This is a genomic window from Shewanella sp. QJM3NY_23 (genome assembly GCF_056173105.1).
In genome coordinates this window covers 1,089,455-1,114,336 of record NZ_CM149657.1, presented here as the reverse complement: position 1 = coordinate 1,114,336, position 24,882 = coordinate 1,089,455, and the positions used below count along the sequence as shown (strand labels likewise).

The 24,882-nt window shown below is 46.1% G+C and carries 19 protein-coding genes and 6 tRNA genes; 4 read left to right on the top strand and 21 right to left on the bottom strand.

The genetic code is table 11. From position 1 onward, the window contains the following. Nucleotides 1-110: 110 nt before the first annotated feature. From AC0VXX_RS05075 to AC0VXX_RS05060, 4 genes are all read right to left on the bottom strand, one after another. Nucleotides 111-536: a hypothetical protein gene (locus AC0VXX_RS05075; protein WP_475516195.1), complete on the bottom strand. Its 426-nt coding sequence runs from the start codon at nt 534-536 to the stop codon at nt 111-113. Then, on the bottom strand, nt 536-2,119 hold the full coding sequence (gene gshA / locus AC0VXX_RS05070) for a glutamate--cysteine ligase (protein ID WP_475516194.1): 1,584 nt from the start codon (nt 2,117-2,119) through the stop codon (nt 536-538). Before gshA ends, AC0VXX_RS05075 begins: the two co-directional genes overlap by 1 nt. A 181-nt stretch (nt 2,120-2,300) precedes the next feature. Then, nucleotides 2,301-5,135, bottom strand: a complete 2,835-nt coding sequence (locus AC0VXX_RS05065; protein WP_475516193.1) for a M16 family metallopeptidase — start codon at nt 5,133-5,135, stop codon at nt 2,301-2,303. A 37-nt stretch (nt 5,136-5,172) separates the two neighbouring features. Beyond that, entirely contained in the window at nt 5,173-5,595 is a 423-nt protein-coding gene (locus AC0VXX_RS05060; protein WP_475516192.1) for a YqaA family protein, read from the bottom strand. Nucleotides 5,596-5,868: 273 nt separating this feature from the next. Here AC0VXX_RS05060 and AC0VXX_RS05055 point away from each other — a divergent pair, with 273 nt between their 5' ends. The 3 genes from AC0VXX_RS05055 to AC0VXX_RS05045 all read left to right on the top strand — a co-directional run bounded on the left by AC0VXX_RS05055 (nt 5,869) and on the right by AC0VXX_RS05045 (nt 8,118). Then, nucleotides 5,869-7,116 carry a dicarboxylate/amino acid:cation symporter gene (locus tag AC0VXX_RS05055; RefSeq protein WP_475516191.1) on the top strand — a complete coding sequence of 416 codons (1,248 nt, stop codon included), beginning with the start codon at nt 5,869-5,871 and terminating at the stop codon, nt 7,114-7,116. Between the two features lie 389 nt (nt 7,117-7,505). Then, the gene (locus tag AC0VXX_RS05050) at nt 7,506-7,691 is read left to right on the top strand and encodes a hypothetical protein (RefSeq protein ID WP_110456469.1); all 186 of its coding nucleotides are present in this window, start codon (nt 7,506-7,508) and stop codon (nt 7,689-7,691) included. Nucleotides 7,692-7,776: 85 nt separating this feature from the next. Continuing rightward, nucleotides 7,777-8,118, top strand: coding sequence for a PBPRA1643 family SWIM/SEC-C metal-binding motif protein (locus tag AC0VXX_RS05045; RefSeq protein WP_475516190.1), 342 nt, complete (start codon nt 7,777-7,779; stop codon nt 8,116-8,118). 42 nt (nt 8,119-8,160) lie between these two features. Here the strand turns inward: AC0VXX_RS05045 and AC0VXX_RS05040 are convergent, their stop codons facing one another. The 14 genes from AC0VXX_RS05040 to recA form a co-directional block, all read right to left on the bottom strand. Further along, nucleotides 8,161-8,349: a hypothetical protein gene (locus AC0VXX_RS05040; protein ID WP_475516189.1), complete on the bottom strand. Its 189-nt coding sequence runs from the start codon at nt 8,347-8,349 to the stop codon at nt 8,161-8,163. 235 nt (nt 8,350-8,584) lie between these two features. Then, the gene (locus AC0VXX_RS05035) at nt 8,585-9,715 is read right to left on the bottom strand and encodes a sodium ion-translocating decarboxylase subunit beta (protein WP_475516188.1); all 1,131 of its coding nucleotides are present in this window, start codon (nt 9,713-9,715) and stop codon (nt 8,585-8,587) included. Between the two features lie 8 nt (nt 9,716-9,723). Continuing rightward, a complete protein-coding gene (gene oadA / locus AC0VXX_RS05030; RefSeq protein ID WP_475516187.1) occupies nt 9,724-11,535 on the bottom strand; it encodes a sodium-extruding oxaloacetate decarboxylase subunit alpha in 1,812 nt (603 codons plus the stop codon). A gap of 18 nt (nt 11,536-11,553) precedes the next feature. Further along, nucleotides 11,554-11,802, bottom strand: coding sequence for an OadG family protein (locus AC0VXX_RS05025; RefSeq protein ID WP_475516186.1), 249 nt, complete (start codon nt 11,800-11,802; stop codon nt 11,554-11,556). A 774-nt stretch (nt 11,803-12,576) separates the two neighbouring features. Continuing rightward, nucleotides 12,577-12,668 (bottom strand) — tRNA-Ser (locus tag AC0VXX_RS05020). Between the two features lie 8 nt (nt 12,669-12,676). Next, nucleotides 12,677-12,753 (bottom strand) — tRNA-Arg (locus tag AC0VXX_RS05015). A gap of 57 nt (nt 12,754-12,810) precedes the next feature. Beyond that, a tRNA-Arg gene (locus AC0VXX_RS05010) sits at nt 12,811-12,887 on the bottom strand. 34 nt (nt 12,888-12,921) lie between these two features. Then, a tRNA-Arg gene (locus AC0VXX_RS05005) sits at nt 12,922-12,998 on the bottom strand. Between the two features lie 31 nt (nt 12,999-13,029). Next, nucleotides 13,030-13,106: transfer RNA gene (locus AC0VXX_RS05000), tRNA-Arg, on the bottom strand. Nucleotides 13,107-13,129: 23 nt separating this feature from the next. Beyond that, a tRNA-Ser gene (locus AC0VXX_RS04995) sits at nt 13,130-13,221 on the bottom strand. A gap of 213 nt (nt 13,222-13,434) precedes the next feature. Next, on the bottom strand, nt 13,435-13,632 hold the full coding sequence (gene csrA / locus AC0VXX_RS04990; RefSeq protein WP_110456474.1) for a carbon storage regulator CsrA: 198 nt from the start codon (nt 13,630-13,632) through the stop codon (nt 13,435-13,437). Between the two features lie 606 nt (nt 13,633-14,238). After that, nucleotides 14,239-16,863, bottom strand: coding sequence for an alanine--tRNA ligase (gene alaS / locus AC0VXX_RS04985; protein ID WP_475516185.1), 2,625 nt, complete (start codon nt 16,861-16,863; stop codon nt 14,239-14,241). A gap of 396 nt (nt 16,864-17,259) precedes the next feature. Further along, nucleotides 17,260-17,709: a recombination regulator RecX gene (recX, locus tag AC0VXX_RS04980; RefSeq protein ID WP_475516184.1), complete on the bottom strand. Its 450-nt coding sequence runs from the start codon at nt 17,707-17,709 to the stop codon at nt 17,260-17,262. 13 nt (nt 17,710-17,722) lie between these two features. After that, nucleotides 17,723-18,784: a recombinase RecA gene (gene recA, locus AC0VXX_RS04975; protein ID WP_475516183.1), complete on the bottom strand. Its 1,062-nt coding sequence runs from the start codon at nt 18,782-18,784 to the stop codon at nt 17,723-17,725. Nucleotides 18,785-19,117: 333 nt separating this feature from the next. On the opposite strand from recA, the gene mutS reads away from it, so the two are divergent. Beyond that, nucleotides 19,118-21,685 carry a DNA mismatch repair protein MutS gene (gene mutS, locus AC0VXX_RS04970; RefSeq protein WP_475516182.1) on the top strand — a complete coding sequence of 856 codons (2,568 nt, stop codon included), beginning with the start codon at nt 19,118-19,120 and terminating at the stop codon, nt 21,683-21,685. Between the two features lie 146 nt (nt 21,686-21,831). On the opposite strand, the gene AC0VXX_RS04965 is transcribed toward mutS, so the two are convergent. The 3 genes from AC0VXX_RS04965 to AC0VXX_RS04955 form a co-directional block, all read right to left on the bottom strand. Beyond that, entirely contained in the window at nt 21,832-22,719 is an 888-nt protein-coding gene (locus AC0VXX_RS04965; protein ID WP_475514308.1) for an IS982 family transposase, read from the bottom strand. A gap of 164 nt (nt 22,720-22,883) precedes the next feature. Then, nucleotides 22,884-23,858 carry an RNA polymerase sigma factor RpoS gene (rpoS, locus tag AC0VXX_RS04960; RefSeq protein WP_475516181.1) on the bottom strand — a complete coding sequence of 325 codons (975 nt, stop codon included), beginning with the start codon at nt 23,856-23,858 and terminating at the stop codon, nt 22,884-22,886. Nucleotides 23,859-23,935: 77 nt separating this feature from the next. Then, nucleotides 23,936-24,862: a peptidoglycan DD-metalloendopeptidase family protein gene (locus AC0VXX_RS04955; protein WP_475516937.1), complete on the bottom strand. Its 927-nt coding sequence runs from the start codon at nt 24,860-24,862 to the stop codon at nt 23,936-23,938. Nucleotides 24,863-24,882: the final 20 nt, after the last annotated feature.

The following is a 24,882-nucleotide window of genomic DNA, read 5'->3' as shown; positions in this document are numbered from 1 at the left end:
TGGGAGTACCAAAACTATCATTTAATCAGCGTTATAGTTTCACATTGTTGTTAAATTGAATCAATGTAAATAAGCTGAACTTGGAATAAGGTAGAGTGAATTAACCCAACTTACTTGGTTGATAAAAATGCACATTGATGGGCATCTTCTGACCATACTATCGGCTGCCAATAGTCGCTGTCTAAGCCGCGATAGACTTTGTCTTGATTAAAGCGCGCAGCTAAATGATAACGACGATTCGGTTTAACATCTATGGTCAATGTCTTAGTTCCTCTCGCAGCCAACTTCACTTTTAACTGCGGCGAATCGATAAGCTCCGCCACAGTGAACTCATTAACGCCCGGTGCTAGCTGATAATTGGGTTTTGAAATGACAGCCTTGCCGTTAAGGTGAGTCACCACAACCCGATAGAGTTCATCTTCTCTATCGGGCACTAGGTAACCGGAAACCGTGCCGCACTGCGCGCTATTATCTGGCCCAGAGGCACAGGCTGATAATAGCAGTACTAGGGGAAATAATAGTGCGCCTATTCTCATTAGACAGTCTCTACCTTGGGCTCAGCAAAATAGTCACTTAAATACTGCTCGAAACTCACAGTAGATTGCGCCTCTAATTGCGCTTGAGCCTGCAGTGAATCGCTCGCCGCTTGTCGATAAGCTTGCTCAACATCGGCAGCCAATGGGTAGTCCATTAACTCTTGATAATAGGTTTGCGCCAAATCTTTCACCCAATAACTGTGATCTCGCTGCGTCGATACCAACTCAGTTAAAATTTGGCCAGACAAGGTTTTTGATGGATCATCAACAGCCGCAAGCCAATGGGCTAATGTGGTTTGATAATCGCCTTGCTCTCCCCCATCAAGCAATTTGGCTACACTGCTTAACTCATCAAACAGTTGGTGTAACCAGCCTTGCATCGCAATCGGCTGACCATGACGGCTTAACATTAAGCCGGGTTTACGCCCTTCAAGGATCACTGCATTCAGATTTTGACTGATCTCCGCCTCTTCTGCTGGCGTCGATTTCGGCGAGGGACTGAGTAAACAATGCAATAAAAATAGATCTAAGAAACGGATCTGCTGTGCATCAATCCCCACAGATGAGAACGGGTTAACATCAAGAGCTCTGACTTCAATATACTCGACGCCAGCGCGCGCTAAGGCTTCTGACGGTTTCTCACCCTCTTGAGTCACTCGTTTAGCCCGTATGGGTGAGTAAAACTCATTTTCAATTTGCAGCACATTGGCATTAAGCTGGCGATATTCACCATCAACCTTAACGCCTATTGCCTCAAACTTCGCCGAGGGCATCTTAATCGCCGCTTGTATGCCGGTTAAATATTCAGCCAGTGAGTTATAGCTAATATTTAAACGCTCTTGTTCTTTATTGGTGTAGCCCAAATCACTCATGCGCAATGATGTCGCATAAGGTAAATACAAGGTGCCCTTACCCAGCTTTTCAAACGGGTGAGCCGTTGGCTGATCTTTAATAAAAGAGCTACATAAGGCGGGGGATGCGCCAAACAGATAAGGTAACACCCACACTTGACGGCGGTAATTACGGATCAGGCCAAAATAGGACTCTGAGATAAACTCATCGCGGCTAAGCTGTTTATCTGACGCCTCATAAAGGCGGTCCCACAAGGCTTGCGACACCGAAAAGTTAAAGTGCACCCCAGAAATAATTTGCATTAGGGCGCCATATCGATAGGTTAACCCTTTACGATACAAACGCTTGAGTTGACCCACATTTGAACTGCCGTAATCGGCAATGGGAATATCGGCAACATCACCCACATAACAAGGCATGCTCACAGGCCACAGCTGTTGCTGACCAATATTGCGTACAGTAAAGGCATGCGTCTGCGTTAAGTCGGTCAGTAGGTCGTCGATATTTTGATGCACTGGAGTAATAAATTCTAACAATGACTCACTGTAATCAGTGGTGATACGAGAGTTTGTTAGCGCGGCACCTAAACTATCTGGATGCTTGTCCGTTGCTAGATGTCCCGAAGGCTCGATGCGCAGTGCTTCTCGCTCAATGCCACGTACCATACCTGTTAGCGCATCTCGTCCCTGCTCATCGTTAAGCAGGCCAATAACTTCAGTGAAAGAGTTCAATATCTGTGTCTCTTATTGCTTCAACATGATCATTTGCAGGCTAGACCTACAAAACGCGTGATAAATTTCACTCGCCAAAAAAAAACAGTACTCGAACGAGCTTAGTGGCAAGTAAAAAAAATAAAGCGGTGAGCTAAATCAAGCATCACCGCATCGTTAATATTGGGGTAAAAATATCAAATTACAACGCTAAAGCACGCACTGGATAACCCAAGGCTTTAATGTCGGCTTCAATATTGGCTTTATCACCCACAATCAATACTATCATTTCAGCCAGCTGAAGTTTAGCGCTCGCCAAGTTATTTAGCTCCTCTTTAGGAATATTTCTAATAATATCAGCCTGAGTCTGAGTAAAATTAGGGTCGAGGTTAAAGCGCTGGATCCGGCGCATAAAGCCCGCTTTCTGGTAAGGCGTCTCATAATCGAGCGCCTGACTTTGCGAGACTGAGTTACGCATAAAGGCTAACTCTTGATCTGTCATGCCACTGGCTTGATAGCGGTTAATCTCCTTGGCAAACTCAACTAGAGCCTGAGCGGTTACATCGCTACGAACGCTGGCCGTAGCTTGGAATAGCCCTTGCTCACTGCCACCAGAAAAGTAACTTCTTGCACCATAGGTGTAGCCTTTATCTTCGCGTAAGTTAAGGTTTATACGACTGTTAAAGGCGCCGCCTAAGGGGTAGTTCATCAAGTAAGATTTGAAATACTCGCCTGTGGCGTCAAACGGCATCGCCCGCTGCCCTATCTTAATCACCGACTGCGCCGCTCCCGGTTTGTCGACAATATAGACAGTCCCCGCCTCAAGTGTCGGCATTGCCGCTAAGGCAGGTAATCTACTCGACTCACCTTGCCAGCTCGATAACCCTTGTAATTTGCTGAGCAGTTGTGGCTGCTTTAAATTGCTCACGGCCACGATTTGCGCGTTACCGGCACGGTACTGCTGCTGGTAAAATCCTTTTACATCATCAAGGGTGAGCGCTGAGACACTGGCAATGGTGCCTTCGGTGCTGATCCCAAGGGGGGTGTTATCGCCAAAGAGCAAAGCATCAAAACCACTGTTAGCGATATAGTTAGGATCCGACTGCATATGTTGCAGACTTTGCAAATGTTGCTGCTTAACACGCTCGAAATCGGCACTGTTAAAGCCCGGTTTAAAGAGCTTTTCTTGAACTATGGCCAAGGTTTCGTCGATATGTGACGTCAGCGCCGATACCTTAACGTAGCTTTGATAGGTGCTAGCACCAAAACTAACCGTGCTGCCTAGCATTTCTAACGCCTGCGCCAGCTCTTCTGTGCTGCGCAATTGGCTCGACTCATTAAGCACTGATGCGGTTAAGCTGGCTAATCCGGCTTGCTTAACATCCACCAAACGGTGCCCGCCATTTAAGTAGATCATCAATTCAACGGTGGGGGTTTCGGTACTGGTGGTGGCCATCACGTCAATGCCGTTACTGAGTGTATCGGTCCATAACACGGGCACAGTGATCATCGGCGCGGCCTGAGGCGTTGGCATGATGCTGCGATCAAACGATGGCGCAACGGCTTCAACAATCTCAAGACCGGTTACCGCTTCCTCGGCAACCTGTGGCGCTGGCGCAACATAGTTATCTTCATGGGCAATTAGCTGGGTTTGCCCTTCAGGCACGACACTCATCACTACCATAGGCTTGTTTTTAATGTAGGTGTTAAACACCCGCATCACATCCTCTTTAGTGACGTTGGCGTAGCGGGTTAAATCGTACGCTATCATATCGGGATTACCGAAAAAGGTTTGATTTAACGCCAGAGTCGATACTTTGCCTTTAACACTCTGTAAACCAAAGATGGTGTTGGCTTCAAATTGCACTTTAGCTTTTTGTAGATCGTCATCGGTCACGCCACGTTGCTCAAATTCGGCAATCGACTCAAGTACCCGCGCTTCAATATCGCTCAGTTCACCACCACGAGCAGGGTTGGCTAAGGCGTAAATAGAAAACTGACATGCCAGTTCCTGACAAGGATGACTGACACCAGCTTGCACTGCATAGCCGTCTTTAACGAGGTTTTTATAGACTAACGAGGTTGGGCCACCACCAATAATATTGGACAGCAGATCGAGCGCTGCCTCGTCTTGATGGCTGGCGTAAACCGTTGGAAACGCAATTCTTAATAGGGGTAAATGCACCCTATCTTCCATCGAGATATAACGCGTCTTATCGAGTGTCACCAACGGCTTAGGTGCAGCGGTCACTTCTGGGCCACGCGGGATCTCGCCAAAATATTTATTCACCCACGCCAATGTTTGCGCTTCGTCGAAATCACCACCTATGGTCAAGGTGGCATTATTGGGGCCGTACCAGCGCTGGAAGAAATGTTTAACATCGGTCACATCGGCGCGGTTTAAATCTTCAGGCCAACCGATAACGGGCCATGAATAAGGGTGCCCTGCAGGATACAGCGCTTGGTTAAAACGCTCGCCCATACGGCCATAAGGTTGGTTATCAATACGCTGCGCACGCTCATTTTTGACCGTCTCGCGTTGTACTTCAAATTTCTCTTCGGTTAAGGCGGGCAAAAAGTATCCCATGCGATCGGACTCAAGCCACAACATTTTTTCTAATTGATTGCTGGGCACAGTCTCAAAATAGTTAGTACGATCGGTATTGGTAGTGCCATTTAACGTACCGCCCGCTTCGGTAACCGCTTTAAAATGTTGCTCGTCGGCAACGTTCTCTGATCCTTGAAACATCATATGTTCAAATAGATGGGCAAAACCTGAGCGTCCAGGAAGCTCGCGAGATGAGCCTACATGGTACGTCACATCGACATGCACCAAAGGATCTGATTTATCTTGATGTAATATGACGGTCAAGCCATTGGCCAGCTGATATTTTTTGTAGGGAATACCCACACCTGACTCTGTGGTGGTGACCGTTTCCACTAACGAAACCCCTTGCGGCAAACTGGTCGATACATTCGACGCAGAGCAAGCGGTCAACGCTGCCGAAATCGCGGCAGCTAATATCCATTTCTTCATTAATTTTTACTCCTGTGTTAGCTCGTAGGCCTGCGCCTTACAACCAATGTAGCGTTAACGCTGCAACCAGCAGATAACGTATCCCTTTTCCAATAAAAATCATGATACTCGACTTCACTACTGGCAGCTTCAACCAGCCTGCCAATAGGCATAGTAGATCGCCAATGAGTGGCATCCAAGCCAGTAATAGACTCCAATAGCCATAACGCTTAAGTAAGCCGATACTGTGTCGGTATCGTCCTTGCGCCATCGCTTCGGGCGTCGTGGCAAAGCGACCCAATGTGCCCAAGTAATAACTCGTGATGGAGCCTAATCCATTACCTAATGTCGCCACGCCGACCAAAGGTAACCACTTCTCAGGCGTGTTATCGATTAGCGCCACCAATAAAACTTCCGATCCGCCTGGTAACAAGGTTGCAGCAATAAATGCCGCACTAAACATCAACCATAACTCGGTCATATTGGCTTACCTAATGAAAAAAAGTAATTTTTTATGTACAACATCCTGTGTCTGGCCATGTTACGTCAAGGTTAAAACTTAAAAATATTAAAACATTCTTTTTAATGACAATAAGTTATAACAAAATCAATTTTGTAAGCAAGGCCAAGGGTCTATAGAATGACGCCTAATAAAATAATATGTTGAGCAGCCTCGATGACTTGCGCTAAAACAAGCGCTCTTCCCGACTCTACGGCTCCATCCTCAACACAACATTAAATTGGAAATTATCCCATGTGGCAAACGATTAAACAGATCCCCTTTTGGCAAAAGGTGCTGGCTGGTTTTATTTTAGGGATCACCTTTGGCTTAGTATTAGGCGAGCAAGCGACGCAATTAAAGCCTTTAGGTGACTTGTTCATTGCTGCCATTAAAATGTTGGTCGCGCCACTGGTGTTCTGCGCCATTGTGGTCAGTATCACGTCGTTAGGGAGCGGTGTCAGCCTTAAACGTCTGAGCTTTAAAACCCTTTTGATGTTTATGTTTACCGGCACGATCGCCTCGCTTATTGGTTTAACCATAGGCAGTTTAATTGATATGGGTGGCACGCTCGAGCTAGCGACAACAGAGGTGCGTGAGCGTAATGTACCTGGTTTTGCTCAAGTACTGCTCGATATGGTGCCCGTCAATCCGTTCGCCTCTCTTGCCGAAGGTAAGGTGCTACAAATTATTGTTTTTGCAGCCTTGATTGGTATCGCTATCAATAAGGTGGGTGAAAAGGCAGAGCCATTAAAGCGCACTATTGAAGCTGGCGCCGAGGTGATGTTTCAACTCACCCGTATGGTACTGCAGCTAACTCCTATTGGTGTATTTGGCCTAATGGCTTGGGTTGTGGGCGAGTATGGGCTATCGATGCTACTGCCGTTAGGTAAGTTTATTGCTGCTATCTACATTGCTGCCGCCATTCACATTCTATTTATTTACGGCGGATTAGTTAAATTTGCCGCTAAGTTAAGCCCTGTGCAATTTTTCCGTAAAGCGATGCCTGCCCAGCTAGTAGCCTTTACTACTGCATCAAGCTTTGGCACATTACCCGCCAGTACCCGCGCGACAGAGTCCATGGGCGTATCAAAAAAATATGGCGCCTTTGTGCTACCGCTTGGCGCGACCATGAATATGGATGGCTGTGGTGGTATCTATCCTGCTATTGCTGCCATATTTATCGCGCAGATCTACGGTATTCCGCTGGATATGACCGATTACATGTTGATTGCCGTTACGGCCACTGTTGCCTCTGTTGGCACCGCTGGCGTACCGGGTAGCGCCATGGTGATGCTGTCGGTCACTCTTGGGGTTGTGGGGCTGCCACTTGAAGGTATCGCCTTTATTGCCGCCATTGACCGCGTTATCGATATGATCCGCACCGCAACCAATGTCACAGGTGACATGATGACGGCTGTCGTGGTGGGTAAATCGGAAGGTCAGCTCGACGAAGCGCAGTTTTATAGCAACGAAGAGCCCACTGTTAGCACGGCGAGTTAAGGGCAATCGCCCGTTAACCTCAAGCTACCCCATAAAAAACCGCTGATGCGGTTTTTTTATGCCTTGGCATTAGCTATACCTAAACTGATTTTAGCCTTAATGAGCCTAGCCTTAACGAGGTAAATACTCTTCCGATGGCTAACTTAAACCAATATCTCAAGGGGCTCGCAGCTATGTGACTAAGGCTATAATGCGCAATAATTACACGCGAGAAAATCCTCTCCCCCTAGCTATGTTAACGCTTAATGATGGCTATCTTGCCGCGCTGCTGATATTTATAAAACCTAAGTCCCTTGCATGCACCGATGGAAAATATTCACATAATGATGTGGATAGCACGCAAAGCGTATTATACTTGGGCAATATTTGCGCTTACTTTTAGGATATTTATGGCTCGTCTGTTTTTACTTCCTATTGTGTTATGCCTATTTTGGACCCTGTTTCTGCATTTAACTGGCGTGCCGTTAAAACAGGGCAAAAAAGGCTTTATCTATATCATCGCGATCAGTATGACGGTGATCTTATCTTTGGGCTTTATACTCTGGTTAACCGCCGATCAAAATCTGAGATATTAATTTGCCAAAGGCGCTAGTGCTCATCGCAAGTTCTGGTAAGATAGCGGCCCTTTTGACGCCGTGAAGGCAATACTCTGGAAATTCTATGTCTGATAAGTTTTTCTTTAAAGGCCGTAAAACGCCTAAGCCAAAACATGAAAGTTATGGCTATAACACTAAGCGAGTCGCGAAACCTGGCAGTGAAGCGTTTCCGCTAGCACTTATCGTCAATAGCGAAGCAAGGTATGCAGAAGTGAAGGCGTTAGCCGATGAACATCAACTGGTCGCCAACATCGAAATCAAGCCTGAAGTGGCTGAAGATATTAGCGCCTTGATGGGGATTTTAAATAAACCCCAAACCGCCACTGTGGAGAAAAAACCACAGCGCAACGATCCCTGTCTTTGCGGCAGCGGTCAAAAATACAAAAAATGTTGTGGTAAGCAGTAAGTGGTTTAGCAGTGATAACCTTTTGCTATCACTGCTATATCATCAAAATTGATCAGAGATAATGTTAAGGTGAGCCTCAAGTTCTTCTTCGGTTGTCGGTAACGAATCAAGTTCGAACGTTAAGGGGCAGCCACCGTTTAACATGAAAACTGAACGCTCGCCATGATCATAGTGAAACCATTTGCCATTCACACACAGATCCGTATTGCAGTTAGCTTGTAATTCCATCATAGTCATCCTCACTCAGTTCAAACAATCACAATACTTGTGATGCATATCAACGTTATCAGACTACAGTTCAGATAGAGACTTGTTGATCTGCATCAACTGATTAAGCATTAGCTTGACTAAGCAATCGCTAACATTGGCTATATCAATGACAAAACAATCATTTGGCAGATATAAAAAAACGGCCTACTGAACTCAGTAGACCGCATTATCTTTATCACTGCCTGCGCTTACACTATCAGCCAAGCACGGCCAGTAACACACCTGCCGCGACCGCCGAGCCAAGCACCCCCGCCACATTTGGCCCCATCGCATGCATCAATAAGAAGTTTTGTTGGTTCGCTTCGAGGCCAACTTTATTGACCACTCGCGCTGCCATAGGTACCGCCGAGACACCAGCCGCACCAATCAGAGGGTTAATCTTCCCGCCCGATAACTTACTCATTAACTTTGCCATCAATACCCCTGTCGCGGTACCAATGGCAAATGCGACGGCGCCGAGTACCAATATGCCCAAAGTTTCTAGCTGCAAAAATTTATCGGCAGAGAGCTTAGAGCCAACGGCTAGCCCTAAAAAGATGGTGACAATATTGATGAGCTCATTTTGAGCTGTATTAGATAGCCTATCGACCACACCAGATTCGCGCATCAAGTTACCTAAGCAAAACATGCCCACGAGTGGCGTTGCCGCAGGTAAAAACAAGATAGTTAACCCCAGCACCATCAGCGGAAAAAAGATCTTCTCTTTCTTGCTGACCTCACGCAGTTGCTCCATCTTGATTTGACGTTCAGACTCGGTTGTGAGTAACTTCATGATCGGCGGCTGAATAATGGGTACCAATGCCATATAAGAGTAGGCCGCAACCGCAATAGCCCCAAGCAAATCTGGCGCTAACTTAGACGCTAAGAAGATTGCCGTAGGGCCATCGGCCCCGCCAATAATGGCAATCGCGGCCGCATCTTGCATGCTAAACTCAAAACCGGGCACTAAGTTAAGGCCGATGGCACCAATTAAGGTGGCAAAAATACCAAACTGCGCCGCAGCACCAAGCAGTAGCATCTTAGGGTTAGCAATCAAGGCACCAAAATCGGTCAGCGCCCCTACCCCCATAAAGATAAGTAAGGGAAATACCCCAGTTTCAATACCCACATGGTAGGCAAAATAAAGTAAGCCGCCCTCGTCGGTAAACCCACCATTAGGAATATTAGCCAATACGGCACCAAAACCAATAGGTAATAACAACAACGGCTCAAAGCCGCGAGCAATGGCTAAATACAGCAATAACCCACCCACGGCCATCATCAGTAATTGCCCGGCAGTAACATTGGCGATACCTGATTCGGCCCAAAAGGCCAGTAATCCTTCCATGCTAACTCCTAAGCTATGGCAAGCAATTGATTGCCAACGGCAACAGAGTCACCTTCTTTTACCCAAACCTGACAGATCACGCCGTCGGATTCTGCGCGGATCTCCGTTTCCATCTTCATGGCTTCAAGAATTATCACCACATCGCCCGCTTTGACGGCATCCCCCAAGGCCACATTAACCTTAAAGATATTCCCCGACAGCGGTGCACTCATCGCTGCTTTCGCTGCATCGGCATCAACGCTTGGGCTGGTTGTTGGTGCCGTAAAGGGCACCACATTCTCATTAGGCACTATTTGGCTAATATCACCACCTGGGGCCACTTCAACTACAAAACTTTGACCTTGAACATTTACCGTATAGGTCTCTGGTCCACGCTTATCACTCACCTCTGGCGATGTCATAGCCGCTTCACTTGCCACTTGCACCTTAGGTGCTTGAGGCGTTGGCTCAAATGCGTCAGGGTTATTGCGATTATTAAGGAACTTAAGGCCAATTTGTGGAAACAAGGCGTAAGTGAGTACATCATCGTCGAGCTCTGCAGCTAATAATGTCCCTTCAGCCTCAGCCTTAGTCGATAACTCGCTGCGCAGCTTGTCTAGCTCTGGCGCCAGTAAGTCGGCAGGGCGACATGTGATAGCCTCTGCGCCAGCAAGTACACGTTGTTGAAGCGCTTGGTTAACAGGCGCAGGAGTTGCACCGTATTCGCCCTTAAGCACCCCTTCAGTTTCTTTGGTCAACGACTTATAGCGCTGCCCAGTCAATACATTGATCACCGCTTGGCTACCCACAATTTGTGATGTGGGCGTGACCAAGGGTAAATAGCCGAGATCTTGGCGAACTTTCGGGATTTCCTCAAGCACTAAGTCTAATTTGTCGGCGGCGCCTTGTTCGCGCAATTGGTTTTCCATATTGGTTAACATGCCACCTGGTACCTGGGCACGTAGAATGCGTGAGTCAATCCCCTTGAGTTCACCTTCAAATGCGGCGTATTTTTTTCTTACCTCGCGGAAATAGGCGGCAATCTCTTCGAGCAACGCCATATCATATCCCGTTGCCCTATCGGTGCCTTCAACCATAGCGACTAAGGTTTCTGTCGCACTGTGACCATAGGTTTGGCTCATCGATGAGATAGCGGTATCGAGCACATCGATACCTGCTTCAATCGCCTTTTGGTAGGTGGCGGTGCTGAGGCCTGTGGTGGCGTGACAATGCAGTGACACAATTAAGTTGGTTTGGGCTTTAAGCTGACTGATGAGATCATAAGCTTCATATGGCTTAAGTAAACCAGCCATATCTTTAATGCACAGCGAGTGACAACCCATATCCTCAAGGCGTTTAGCCATATCGACCCAGGTCGACAAGGTATGTACTGGGCTTGTGGTGTAAGAGATAGTGCCTTGGGCATGGCCGCCCACCTCGACCACAGACTTGATTGCCGTTTCAAGATTACGCACATCGTTCATGGCATCAAACACCCGAAACACATCGACACCATTGTCATGGGCACGTTCGACAAAGCGCTGAACCAGATCGTCGGCATAATGACGATAGCCCAACAAGTTTTGTCCGCGCAGTAACATCTGCTGCGGCGTATTTGGCATCGCTTTTTTTAATGCTCTAATGCGCTCCCAAGGATCTTCCCCTAAGTAACGAATACAGGCATCAAATGTGGCACCGCCCCAAGATTCCAGCGACCAAAAGCCAATTTTATCTAGCAGTGGCGCAATAGGAAGCATATCTTCGAGTCGAAGACGAGTGGCAAGAATAGATTGATGTGCATCACGTAAGGCAACATCGGTTAATGCAAGTGGCTTGCTCATAAAAACTCCCTACTTTTATTATGCGTTGGCGCGATATTGATGAATCGCCGCAGTGATTGCTGCAACCAATTTAGGCTCGATAGACTGCGAAGATTCAGGAATATCGCTATCCCAATCAGTACAGGCGGTAGTTGATTGCTCTGGTCCAAATTTCCATGCCACTAGGCTTATCGCTAAGATAAGCATCGACAGGAACACAAACACCAGCCCCATTCCCAACACCATAATCATCAATGCATCATTCATTTGTTGAGCAATAGAATCCATATTGTCCTCTTCGAATAACCTTAATCTCTGTAGATGCAGAAAAACACTAGCGACATATTACTTATTCATTTTTTAAGCAAAAAAAATCACCTCAAAGCGCGAGGTGGTTATTTAGCATCACCAAAAATGTTTCAAATACAGAAGAACCATAACCAATCTATAACAAAAATGCGAGCGACATGTAAATTGGTCATACCAAAGTTATTAAAACTATCTGACTCAAGCTGATAATTCGATAATTTAAAATCGATAAATATGCAGATATGACAAAAAAGTTAGCTGAAACAGCTATAAATTAAAAAAGCCGGGTCATTTCGATAAAAATAGACGTCATTAACACAAGTCAATTAACCGATTATGCAAAAGTATTCAATCAATAGTGGCAAGGCATAGAGGCTCATGTCTGCACGGCATGTTAAAGAGCGTTAGTTCAAGGTGACAAGCAACATCGGCAGATGGCATTAACTAACGCCGTTTAACTATCGCTACGACTAAGCTATGGATTCGGCTAAATTATCGAGTAGGCTATCGAGTTAAACCGACTATGCAGACTCACTGAGATAAAACGATTGAGTGGTGACGATTGTGCAGTCATCATGCAGTGTAAGGAGGTGTAATGCTATAAAGGCGGAGCTATCAGGCCTGAGGACAACTTGAGTAAATAACTTAGGTAAGTCACTTGAGCAAATAACATTAGGTAAGTAACTTGGGTAAGAAAAGTATACGGTGAAAAACAGGCATAAAAAAACCCGCAACGAGTACGGGTTTTAATAATGGCGGAGAAGGAGGGATTCGAACCCTCGATGGGATTTAAAGCCCATACTCCCTTAGCAGGGGAGCGCCTTCGGCCACTCGGCCACCTCTCCGCATAAAATGGTGCGCGTGGGAGGATTCGAACCTCCGACCGCCTGGTTCGTAGCCAGGTACTCTATCCAGCTGAGCTACACGCGCAAAACTTTACGTAAAACATAAAAAAGACGGAATTGACCGTCAAATTTATTTTGAATATGGTGCGCGTGGGAGGATTCGAACCTCCGACCGCCTGGTTCGTAGCCAGGTACTCTATCCAGCTGAGCTACACGCGCAAAAATAAAATTTTATATCCCGATAAATTATAGATGGTGCGCGTGGGAGGATTCGAACCTCCGACCGCCTGGTTCGTAGCCAGGTACTCTATCCAGCTGAGCTACACGCGCATCTTATCTCTATAACTTATTTTACTGTAAATGGTGCGCGTGGGAGGATTCGAACCTCCGACCGCCTGGTTCGTAGCCAGGTACTCTATCCAGCTGAGCTACACGCGCATCGTTTTTTTACAGTTAAGAAATGGCGGAGAAGGAGGGATTCGAACCCTCGATGGGATTTAAAGCCCATACTCCCTTAGCAGGGGAGCGCCTTCGGCCACTCGGCCACCTCTCCGTTTTCTTGGCGCACATATTACTGTTTGCCGAAAATAAGTCAAACCATTTCTATGAAACTAAATTTGTTTGGACTGTTTTTAAGCAGTTCATTGCTTTAATGGGTAATAGGTGTCTGCAATATCGCCATTACGCTTAAAAAGCTAGCGACTTAAAACAAAAAAGTCAGCAATATGCTGACTCTTATCGTTGTCGACTTTATTAAGCGTTTTGCTTAAAAGTTACCGCCGTCTGAAGAGTTACCTGATTTTTCAGACTGAATACGCTGATAGATCTCTTCACGGTGAACAGATACTTCTTTCGGTGCATTAACACCGATACGAACTTGATTACCCTTTACGCCCAAAACGGTGACAGTAACTTCATCACCAATCATCAGTGTTTCACCAACACGACGAGTCAATATCAGCATGTTTTTGCTCCTTTGGTTCTAATTCTGCTTATACGGCACTAATCCGTTATAACCTTTATTATACGGTCAGCTTAGTACAAATTAATAGTGTTCTGTCAAAAAACCCCTGCTAATTGCACCTTTATTGATTTAAATTTTCCTGACTAGGTTATTTGTATGCTTTCCCTAGCGTAGGATTGCTTTTTTTACTACCGTTTTGTAGAAAAATATCGGCATAGACAACGCCGCATATCTAAAAGCTCAAAGACAAGATCAACTCGCAGTGCAACCCTCTTGCAACTTACCCCGTCATCACGGCCTCATACCCTTGCTATCTTGTCATGGTGCAATAGGCAGCCCTCTGTCGTTTTTCTCCTGCAATTGCTGGCCGATGCTCATCAACGCCAAACACTTGCCCAAGCACTTGTCAGAGTCCAACAATCATTAATATCAGGTCAAGTGTTCAATTTTTCAACCCTAAACATAATCAACAATGACAAAACCAACTTAAGCACACCTCATTAGCCACGCATTGGAGGTAAGCCACCTCCATGTAGGCGCCGAAGAGATAAAAAAAGCGCTCAATGAGCGCTTTTTTATTCAATAGGGGTTATTCAATAATGAAACTTACCCTAGACGTTCAGTTAACCAAGGCAGTACAGACGCCAAGGCGCTGTCGAGCTTAGCAGGTTCGCTGCCACCGGCTTGAGCCATATCAGGGCGACCACCGCCCTTACCGCCAACCTGAGGAGCTATCATACCGACCAGTTCGCCAGCCTTCACTTTGGCGGTTAAGTCTTTAGTCACGCCCACGATCAGATTAACTTTCTCGTCACCAGCAATACCAAGCACTACGATGCCCGATTGTAATTTCTGCTTAAGTTCATCTTGCAAGCCACGTAGTGCGCCAGCATCAACACCTTCAAGCTTTTTAACCAATACCTTGATACCGCCAAGGTCGATGGCTTCTCCAGCGAGATCGGCACTGGTTGCTGCCGCTAACTTGTCTTTAAGTTGTGACAACTCTTTTTCAAGCTGCTTGGTTTTATCAAGTTGCGCCTTAAGCTTGGCCACCACGGAAGCACTGTCGCTTTTAAGCAAGCTAGCAGCCAGTTCAAGCTGAGACTGTTGCTCACGCACATATGCCATTGCAGCTGCACCCGTTACCGCCTCAATACGGCGAATACCAGCTGCAATACCACTTTCAGAGGTGATCTTAAACAGGCCAATATCGCCCGTACGTCCAACGTGAGTACCACCACAAAGTTCGATAGAAAAATCGCCCATGGTCACAACACGTACCTGAGAGTCATATTTTTCACCAAACAAGGCCATCGCACCTTGTGCTTTAGCTTGTTCAATATCCATCACCTCAGCCTTAAGCTCGTGGTTACGACGGATTTGGGTATTCACTAAATCTTCTACCGCTTGCAGTTCTGCCGGCTTTACCGCTTCGAAATGAGAAAAGTCAAAACGCAGGCGCTCAGGATCAACCAACGATCCCTTTTGGCTCACATGACTGCCTAGCACTTGGCGCAGCGCAGCATGTAACAGATGCGTGACAGAGTGGTTTAGCTCGGTGCGATGTCTTAATGTTTTATCGACCTCTGCCAACAACACTTGGCCAACACGGATAGTACCGGCTTGCAGTTTACCGACATGCCCAACCGCTTGGCCATACTTTTGCGTGTCGCTCACAACAAACTCAGCGCCATCGCCACTCAGTAAGCCTTTGTCACCGCATTGTCCACCAGATTCCCCATAAAACGGAGTACTTTCCAGCACAATCACCGCATCCTCACCTACTGACAGTTCAGTCACGGCTTGACCATCACGATACAGGGCAACCACTTTGGCTTCGCCATTAAGATCACTATAACCACAGAAGTGGGTATGTTGATCAATTTTAAGCCCTTCGTTGTAATTGGCATCGAACTGCCCTGCCGCTTGGGCGCGGCGACGCTGCTCAGCCATCGCGGCCTCGAAACCGGCTTCATCTACGGTAATATCACGTTCGCGGCACACATCAGCCGTCAAATCGACAGGGAAGCCATAAGTATCATAGAGTTTAAAAGCCGTTTCGCCGTCAAGCACCTTGCCGTCGAGCCCATTAAGGGCATTATCTAAAATGCCTAAACCACGCTCAAGGGTACGCGCAAACTGCTCTTCTTCCGCTTGAAGCGACTTTTCTACAATGGCTTGTGTCTCTTTAAGGCCTTTCGCTGCATCGCCCATCACATCAATCAGCGTCGGTACTAGCTTGTAGAAAAATGATTCGGTAGCACCTAGCTTATTGCCGTGGCGCACGGCACGGCGAATAATGCGGCGCAATACATAACCACGACCTTCGTTCGATGGCATCACACCATCGGCAATCAGGAAAGCACAAGAGCGAATATGATCGGCAATAACCTTTAGCGAGTTATTGTTAAGGTCGCTAACATTCAGAATTTCAGCGGCCTTTTTAATCAGGGTTTGGAAAATATCGATTTCATAGTTGGAATGTACGCCTTGCATAATGGCAGCAATACGCTCAATGCCCATACCAGTATCTACCGAAGGCTTAGGCAGTGGCTCCATGGTACCGTCAGCTTGACGGTTGTACTGCATAAATACGATGTTCCAAATTTCAATGAAGCGGTCACCGTCTTCTTCTGGCGTGCCAGGACGGCCACCCCAGATATGCTCGCCATGATCATAGAAAATTTCAGAACAAGGACCACAAGGACCGGTATCGCCCATTTGCCAGAAGTTATCTGAAGCGTAAGCAGCGCCTTTGTTATCACCGATACGAATAATGTTTTCAGCCGCAACACCAATCTTTTTGTTCCAGATCTCGAAGGCTTCATCATCGGTTTCATAAATCGTGACGCACAGACGTTCTTTGGGCAGCTTTAACTCTTCCGTTAGAAAGGTCCAAGCGAAAGTGATTGCTTCTTGCTTAAAGTAATCGCCGAAGCTGAAGTTACCAAGCATTTCAAAGAAGGTATGGTGACGCGCGGTATAACCTACGTTATCCAAATCGTTGTGCTTGCCACCGGCACGTACACAGCGTTGTGAGGTTGTCGCCCTGGTGTAATCGCGCTTGTCTTCACCAAGAAAGACATCTTTAAACTGGTTCATACCTGCGTTGGTGAACAACAAGGTCGGATCATTGCCAGGTACCAGTGAACTGCTGTCCACTACCTGGTGACTATTTCTGCGGAAGAACTCCAAGAAAGCACTTCTCAGCGCTGCAGTGGTTTGATACATGAAATCATCCTGAATTAGGTTACATTCGCGGTGAAAATCGAAACTTCACCGACACTCGAGTTAGCCCTGCATTATAAGCAGTCTATTAGTGAACAACCAGTGGTTTAACGGAGGAAGTGATATAAACGAACAAAAAGAAAGGCACAAAACGGTAATAACAAGCAAGCATGATTATTAAAGCAAGCAGGGGTGAGTCGCTTAACATTAGGAGAATGTAAGCCATTTAACCTGCTGTCGGGACGCCGAATGTCATGGCGTAATTTAATTATAACGATGCTGCGTCTTCGGGCTAAAGGAGGCGACGGGTTTAAGCGACTTACAAGATTCAGATACGTTATGGCAATAGATACCTTAGAGAATGAATACCTTAAAAGCATTCGTTATCTCAATAGGTGATCAGGTATCGGGGTCAACCTCTAGCGCATAGGCTATTTGGTCGAAGCTATAACCCTGCCCCATTAAATAACGTACACGTTTAGCACGATCTTTTTGATCGCTAATGGGTCCGCTATTAGAAAACTTTTTATTGGCTTTTGATTTTGCTAGCTCAAACCAGTCACAATCACTATTGTTTAGTGCCCTTTCAATCACCTCTTTCGATAACCCTTTTTGTGCCATCGATTGACGAATGCGATTTTGGCCATGGCCCTTGCTAATATGAGAACGCAGTAATAAGGCAGCAAAGCGGTCATCATCTAAAAAACCATTGTCGATGCAACGATCGAGCACAGGCTCAATTTCGCCTAACTCAAAGCCTTTTTGTAGCAGTTTAGTTTTGATTTGATGGCGTGAATAGTCGCGGCGGGCAAGGAGCCCAACCGCGATATGCATAGCAGAAGCTGTCATAACAAGTTAATACTTAAAACACTTCACCTGTTTCTAAGTCGATATTTTCATCGCTAACGGCAGGCTCAGCAGCCACTTTTGAGCCACCAAGCAGCATGGCACGCAGTGCGGTATCAATCTCTTTGGCTATTTCTGGGTTTTCTGTTAGGTATTTACCTGCGTTTGCACGGCCTTGACCAATCTTGTCACCTTTATAGCTGTACCAAGCACCGGCTTTCTCAATCAGTTTATGCGCCACACCTAGGTCTACTAACTCACCTGTACGGTTAATGCCTTCGCCATAAAGGATTTGGAATTCAGCTTGCTTAAACGGCGCAGCAATTTTGTTTTTAACCACTTTAACGCGAGTTTCGTTACCTATAACTTCATCACGATCTTTAATCGCACCAGTACGGCGAATATCAAGACGAACCGAGGCATAAAACTTCAGTGCGTTACCACCTGTTGTGGTTTCTGGGTTACCAAACATCACACCAATTTTCATACGGATTTGGTTAATGAAGATAAGTAGCGTGTTAGATTGCTTAAGGTTACCGGCAAGCTTACGCATTGCTTGGCTCATCATACGCGCCGCTAAGCCCATGTGTGAGTCACCGATCTCACCTTCAATTTCAGCCTTAGGGGTTAACGCTGCCACCGAGTCGACAATGATCACATCAACCGCGCCGCTGCGAGTCAAGGCGTCACAAATCTCTAACGCTTGCTCACCCGTATCAGGCTGAGAACATAATAGGTTATCAATATCGACACCTAGCTTTTGCGCATAAATCGGGTCAAGTGCGTGCTCGGCATCGATAAAGGCACACACTTTGCCATCACGCTGCGCTGCCGCAATCACTTCAAGGGTCAATGTGGTTTTACCTGATGACTCAGGGCCATAAATTTCAACGATACGGCCTAGGGGTAAACCACCTGCACCGAGTGCAATATCTAATGATAGAGAGCCTGTAGAGATAGTCTCAACATCCATAGAGCGGTTTTCACCTAACTTCATGATGGATCCTTTACCAAATTGTTTTTCAATTTGACCTAGAACCGCGTTAAGGGCTTTCTCTTTATTTGCATCTATCTTCATGGTGCTTTCCTCTCTATCACAGGCGTTGCGCTGTGGTAAATCCGTTAGGATAAAGCATAGCGCTTACAACGAGCTGTGCTTTATGTGTCTCAATATGCTGACTAGTATACTGTACAATCATACAGTATCAAGTGCTGTTGATGATTATTTTTTACTAAATTTAAAACAGCCACTTAGCCTAAGGGTGAGCTCAGTTGAGTTTAAATAATACAATTTTTGCTGGATAAATACGCCCGTTAAAGTGAAATTATTGCTAATATTGGCGCCAATCATACGCTAGCAACCCAAGGGTTGTTATGCTGAGCTTTTTTTGCAGGATACCTTGGTTACTTCATGAACGCAGTTGATATTCAAAACCTCGAGAAACACACCCCAATGATGCGTCAATATCTGACGCTAAAAGCCGAAGCACCTGATATGTTACTGTTTTATCGTATGGGTGACTTTTATGAGTTGTTCTATGATGATGCCAAGTTAGCCTCTGAGCTGCTGGGGATCTCATTAACCGCTCGCGGTAAGAGTGGCGGAGACCCTATCCCTATGGCGGGTATTCCTTATCATGCGGTCGAAGGCTACCTAGCAAAATTGGTGCAATTACGTGTGTCGGTGGCCATTTGTGAACAAGTGGGCGACCCGGCTACGTCCAAAGGCCCAGTTGAACGCAAAGTGGTGCGTATCGTCACGCCTGGCACCTTAACCGATGAAGCCTTATTACAAGAGCGGCAAGATAATTTATTGGCAGCCGTATATCATGGCAAAGTCGGCTTCGGTTATGCCACGCTAGATGTCTCCTCAGGACGTTTTGTTGTCACTGAACTTCCCAGCAGAGAAGCGTTAGAAGCTGAATTACAGCGCACTAATCCTGCCGAACTGTTGCACAGTGAAGATTTTAGTGAGATGGGCCTTATTGCCAGTTTTAATGGCAAACGTCGGCGCCCAGAGTGGGAATTTGACTACGACACTAGCTATCAATTATTACTGGCACAATTTGGCACCAAAGATCTTTATGGCTTTGGGTTAGGTGACGTTAGGCTCTCGCTTCAAGCCGCGGGCTGTCTGATGCAGTATGTTAAAGACACCCAGCGCACCGCCTTACCCCATATCAATTCGATTGTTCGCTTTAATCAGTGTGACAGTATTATTCTCGATGCGGCGACACGCCGTAATCTCGAGTTGACTAAAAACCTGCAAGGTGGCTTCGATAACACCTTAGCCGCTATCCTCGACAACACGGCAACCCCAATGGGAAGCCGTATGTTGCAGCGCTGGATACACGAGCCACTGCGCAACCATCACACTATTCGCGCCCGTCATGATGCGGTCGAAGAACTACTCAGCTCTGGCGACGTTGAAACTTTACACGAGCAATTAAAAGCCTTGGGAGACATTGAGCGTATCACCGCCCGTTTAGCCCTACGCAGTGCTCGTCCTCGCGACTTTGCTCGCTTACGTCAATCGTTATCCTTGTTGCCTGCAATCAAACAACTATTAGCTAATTGCCATAGTCAACATTTGACTAACCTTGCGATAATGCTGGGAGAATTTCCCGAAGAGCACGCATTGCTGAGCCGTGCCATTGTCGATAATCCCCCCATGCTGATCCGTGACGGTGGTGTATTAAAACCTGGCTACCATCAAGAACTCGATGAGTGGCGTGCACTTAGCCAAGGTGCCACCGATTATCTAGCAGATCTGGAAGCCAGAGAGAAACAAGCAACCGGGGCATCGACCCTCAAGGTGGGCTATAACCGCGTACATGGTTATTACATTGAGATTAGCCGCAGAGAATCTGACTTAGTGCCGCTAAGCTATCAACGCCGCCAAACATTAAAAAATACCGAGCGCTACATTATCGCCGAACTCAAAGAGCATGAGGAGAAAGTGCTCTCGAGCCAAGGCAAGGCGTTGGCGCTTGAAAAGCAACTCTGGGACGAGTTGTTCGATTTGCTCATGCCTAAACTGCATGAGCTACAACAATTTGCTAGGGCTGCTGCCGAGTTAGATGTGATCAGCAATTTTGCTGAGCGCGCCGATCTGCTCAATTACCATCGCCCCGAACTGACCGCACATAACGGTATTGATATTGATGCTGGGCGCCATCCGGTTGTCGAACAGGTTAGCCAAACGCCCTTTATTGCCAATCCGGTTAACTTAAGCCCGCAGCGGCGCATGTTAATCGTAACAGGTCCCAATATGGGCGGTAAGTCTACCTACATGCGTCAAGTCGCGTTGATCACCCTAATGGCTCATATCGGGAGCTTTGTGCCTGCACAGCGCGCAGCCATTGGGCCGGTAGATCGTATTTTCACTCGCATTGGCGCCGCCGACGATCTGGCTTCGGGTCGCTCAACCTTTATGGTCGAGATGACAGAAACTGCCAATATTTTACATAATGCAACGCCAGAAAGTTTAGTCTTAATGGATGAAATTGGCCGCGGGACCTCGACCTATGATGGTTTATCTTTGGCATGGTCTGCCGCTGAACACCTGGCCAATAACCTCAAAGCGATGACGCTATTTGCGACCCATTACTTTGAATTAACTCAGTTGCCAGAATTACTGGAAAATGTGGTTAATGTCCACCTTGATGCCATTGAACATGGAGACACCATTGCCTTTATGCATGCAGTGCAAGAAGGGGCGGCGAGCAAGAGTTATGGGCTACAGGTCGCAGCATTAGCGGGGGTACCAAGTAAAGTGGTTCAAGCGGCTAAACACAAATTACATCATTTAGAGAGCCGCGATAGAGATAATGGATTGCCAAGTGATACACAACAGGTCATGAGCTTTAGTGCGCCAGAAGAATCGGCAGCACTTAAACACTTAGACAGTATCGACCCCGATCAACTCTCGCCTAAACAAGCACTGGATTTGCTATATCAACTGAAGCAATTACGTTAACCGAATGTGAAAACTAAGGCTCTGTAAGGCTATTGAGCCTGACACTCAATGCTAAAAGCAAAAAAGCGTACCAGTTTTGGTGCGCTTTTTTATATTCTACAATATCCATAATAACGGCAATCAGGCTTAACTAACCTCAGATCGGTTTAACGTAACACTGAAATCACGTTGAATTCTGCTGATGTAATATTGAGTTGTGGCTTATTCTCTTTGAGTTGATAAGCCACTAAACCACCTATCACATTAAGCATGAAACCATGTACGCTGCGGTGCCGTGTATGCTCTATTTGTGAGATGTTTTTTAGCTGGTCATTGATTGTTTCGATAATAAATCGTCTAGAAAGCATGGCTCTATCCCATAATGATAAAGCCTTTGCTTTCATATTTTTACGCACGTTATTAACGATAGTTACCCCACGTTCTAATAGGTCGCCTGCTAACGCTTTGCCGATATACCCCTTATCAGCATAGAGTTTATCCATTGATTCAACGACCATATCTTTTACGGGTTTCGTGTCATGAACATTCGCAGGTGTTATTTTGGCTGCAACGATGCCACCTCGATGGTTCACAATAAGATGAAGTTTAAAACCATAGAACCAGCCCATCGTGCCTTTTCCTCGGCTGGCGAGACCTGCTAGCGTTTTATGCCTTGGAATTCGTAAATTATGACAAACCTTAATGCTCGTTGAGTCAACGAACTCGATGCCTGTCGGTTCGCTTTTTAAAGAGGAAAAATAACTGCACATTGGAATGACTGCACTCGGCATGACTTCAAGAAATCGAGTGTAGCTGAGTAAGTTTGGAAAATCAGATTTGTAGAAACGAGCCAGATATCCTGTGTAAAAATTCTTGAAGTCACGATGATTAGACATATGGAAGGCGATGATAATTGTCATAATTTCACTCATCGTCATTCTGCCTGCGCGCTTACGCTTGCGAGTTCCATCGGTTAGGCACTGTTGTTCCCATTGAGGAATAAAAGCATTACAAAAATCATCGACATCACAAAATACATCCACTAAATTATTCATATGCCCTCTGCGTGATTGATTAATCTTGGTCGAGAGATCTGATCACAAAGAGGGCTATTAGTTCAATTTCTTATCCCGAGTTCAGGTTAACTATTTTAACTTATATGCTACCCCTGAGATGCAAGATCGGACTCAGATACTTAATACTCGATAGTATTGCGACCTTATGGGCGAAAAATAGCTTCTACCGACAATCCCTGTGCACCAAGTAAGTCTTTAAGGCGCTTCAATGCTTCTACTTGGATCTGGCGAACTCGTTCTCGAGTCAAGCCAATCTCTTTGCCCACATTTTCTAGGGTTGAAGGTTCATATCCTAATAAACCAAAACGGCGCGCTAATACTTCACGCTGCTTACTGTTAAGCTCATCTAACCAGCGAACCACAGATTTAGACATATCCTCATCTTGTACTTTATAGTCAGGCCCGACACTGTCGTCATCGGCCAATACATCGAGCAGAGCTTTATCACTGTCACCGCCTAACGGAGTATCTACCGAGGTAATGCGCTCATTTAACTTCAACATACGACTCACATCAGCACTGGGAAGATCTAGCTTCTCAGCAATCTCTTCGGCGGTTGGCTCATGGTCCAACTTATGCGCTAACTCTCGGGCAGTACGTAAATAAACATTGAGCTCTTTGACCACATGTATGGGCAAACGAATCGTGCGAGTTTGATTCATAATGGCACGTTCTATCGTTTGTCTTATCCACCAAGTGGCATAGGTTGAGAAGCGAAAACCACGCTCTGGGTCAAATTTCTCTACCGCGCGGATCAAGCCTAAATTCCCCTCTTCAATAAGGTCGAGTAACGCTAAACCACGGTTGTTGTAACGACGAGCGATTTTTACGACGAGTCTGAGATTACTCTCAATCATACGGTTACGAGATTTAGCACAGCCCTTAAGGGACTTGCGTGAAAAATAAACCTCTTCCTCCGCACTCAATAGGGGGGAAAATCCAATTTCACTTAGATACAGCTGTGTGGCATCTAAATTCTTTTGCAAGTCATCTTGTACTTGCTGTTCCAGTTCGGCTTCTTTTACGCTCTCTTTGTTATTTAACAGTGAAACATCAGACTCATTCTTAGATAAGTCAACTAAGGTCTCCGCCACCGCGGTAGATTTTTTACGACCCATAATAGTTCTCCCAAATTTTACTCACTGAATTACTGCACGTTTTTATCCTCCAATTGCCAAAATGGCTCCTAAAAAAATTATGTTTTAGGCAAATATTTAAGTGGGTCGACTGATTTACCATGGTATCGGATTTCAAAATGTAACATGACCCGATTGGTACCCGTTTTCCCCATACTCGCAACCGCTTGTCCTGCTGTTACGAATTGCTTTTCCTTAACTAAGATTTTATCTGCATGAGCATAAGCACTTAAATAATCATCACTATGCTTAATAATCACTAGGTTACCGTAACCTCGAAGTGCATTTCCTGCATAGACGACTCGTCCATCTGCCGCTGCTTGAATGCGATCACCTCGCGTTCCGGCTATCTTAATTCCTTTATTCCCTTGCTCTTTGGCTGAGAATTTACCAATCAACGCTCCTTTTACAGGCCAATGCCAACGGTGCACTTTCTGTGGCAAGGTCGACTTTGGCTTGTGGATAACATTGTTAACAGATTGTTGACTAGTTGGTACAGGGTACGCAGAATTTGAGGTCTGATCAAGTGATTTTTTTGCGACGCTTACTTTCGTGGCACCGACCACACCAGAACCGATAACCACCTGTTTATTAACAGCTTTAACTGGATTAACTGCAACTTTAGGCGTATTTCCGCTCCGATTTGGAGCTTTAACTCTAGTTGTAACAGGCTTTGTCAGCTTCAGATTTAGCACCTGTCCTGGATAGATGGTATATGGCTTTTTAAGCCCATTGTGCCTAGCGATATCAACAAAATCTTTATTAGCAGCCCACGAAATTGAGTACAAGGTGTCACCCTTTTTGACTCGGTAACGCTCAGAGGTCAGACCACCTTTTTGATACTGTTTTTTAACAGGGGAATTAATACTCACCACAGGTGCAGGTCTATCCGCTTGAAAGCTACAAGCCGTGAGCTGCAGCAATAGCATAAGCAATAACAGGTATCGTATCGCTCCAGCGCTCACAGAAAGTCTGCCGCCACACATGCAGGTGCAGCCGACTGTGC

Coding starts and splice junctions, on each gene's coding strand:
- AC0VXX_RS05075 (WP_475516195.1), bottom strand. CDS start 536: ATGAGAATAGGCGCACTATTATTTCCCCTAGTACTGCTATTATCAGCC.
- AC0VXX_RS05065 (WP_475516193.1), bottom strand. CDS start 5,135: ATGAAGAAATGGATATTAGCTGCCGCGATTTCGGCAGCGTTGACCGCT.
- AC0VXX_RS05060 (WP_475516192.1), bottom strand. CDS start 5,595: ATGACCGAGTTATGGTTGATGTTTAGTGCGGCATTTATTGCTGCAACC.
- AC0VXX_RS05055 (WP_475516191.1), top strand. CDS start 5,869: ATGTGGCAAACGATTAAACAGATCCCCTTTTGGCAAAAGGTGCTGGCT.
- AC0VXX_RS05050 (WP_110456469.1), top strand. CDS start 7,506: ATGGCTCGTCTGTTTTTACTTCCTATTGTGTTATGCCTATTTTGGACC.
- AC0VXX_RS05045 (WP_475516190.1), top strand. CDS start 7,777: ATGTCTGATAAGTTTTTCTTTAAAGGCCGTAAAACGCCTAAGCCAAAA.
- AC0VXX_RS05040 (WP_475516189.1), bottom strand. CDS start 8,349: ATGATGGAATTACAAGCTAACTGCAATACGGATCTGTGTGTGAATGGC.
- AC0VXX_RS05035 (WP_475516188.1), bottom strand. CDS start 9,715: ATGGAAGGATTACTGGCCTTTTGGGCCGAATCAGGTATCGCCAATGTT.
- oadA (WP_475516187.1), bottom strand. CDS start 11,535: ATGAGCAAGCCACTTGCATTAACCGATGTTGCCTTACGTGATGCACAT.
- AC0VXX_RS05025 (WP_475516186.1), bottom strand. CDS start 11,802: ATGGATTCTATTGCTCAACAAATGAATGATGCATTGATGATTATGGTG.
- csrA (WP_110456474.1), bottom strand. CDS start 13,632: ATGCTGATATTGACTCGTCGTGTTGGTGAAACACTGATGATTGGTGAT.
- alaS (WP_475516185.1), bottom strand. CDS start 16,863: ATGTATCAAACCACTGCAGCGCTGAGAAGTGCTTTCTTGGAGTTCTTC.
- recX (WP_475516184.1), bottom strand. CDS start 17,709: ATGACAGCTTCTGCTATGCATATCGCGGTTGGGCTCCTTGCCCGCCGC.
- recA (WP_475516183.1), bottom strand. CDS start 18,784: ATGAAGATAGATGCAAATAAAGAGAAAGCCCTTAACGCGGTTCTAGGT.
- mutS (WP_475516182.1), top strand. CDS start 19,118: ATGAACGCAGTTGATATTCAAAACCTCGAGAAACACACCCCAATGATG.
- AC0VXX_RS04965 (WP_475514308.1), bottom strand. CDS start 22,719: ATGAATAATTTAGTGGATGTATTTTGTGATGTCGATGATTTTTGTAAT.
- rpoS (WP_475516181.1), bottom strand. CDS start 23,858: ATGGGTCGTAAAAAATCTACCGCGGTGGCGGAGACCTTAGTTGACTTA.
- AC0VXX_RS04955 (WP_475516937.1), bottom strand. CDS start 24,862: ATGTGTGGCGGCAGACTTTCTGTGAGCGCTGGAGCGATACGATACCTG.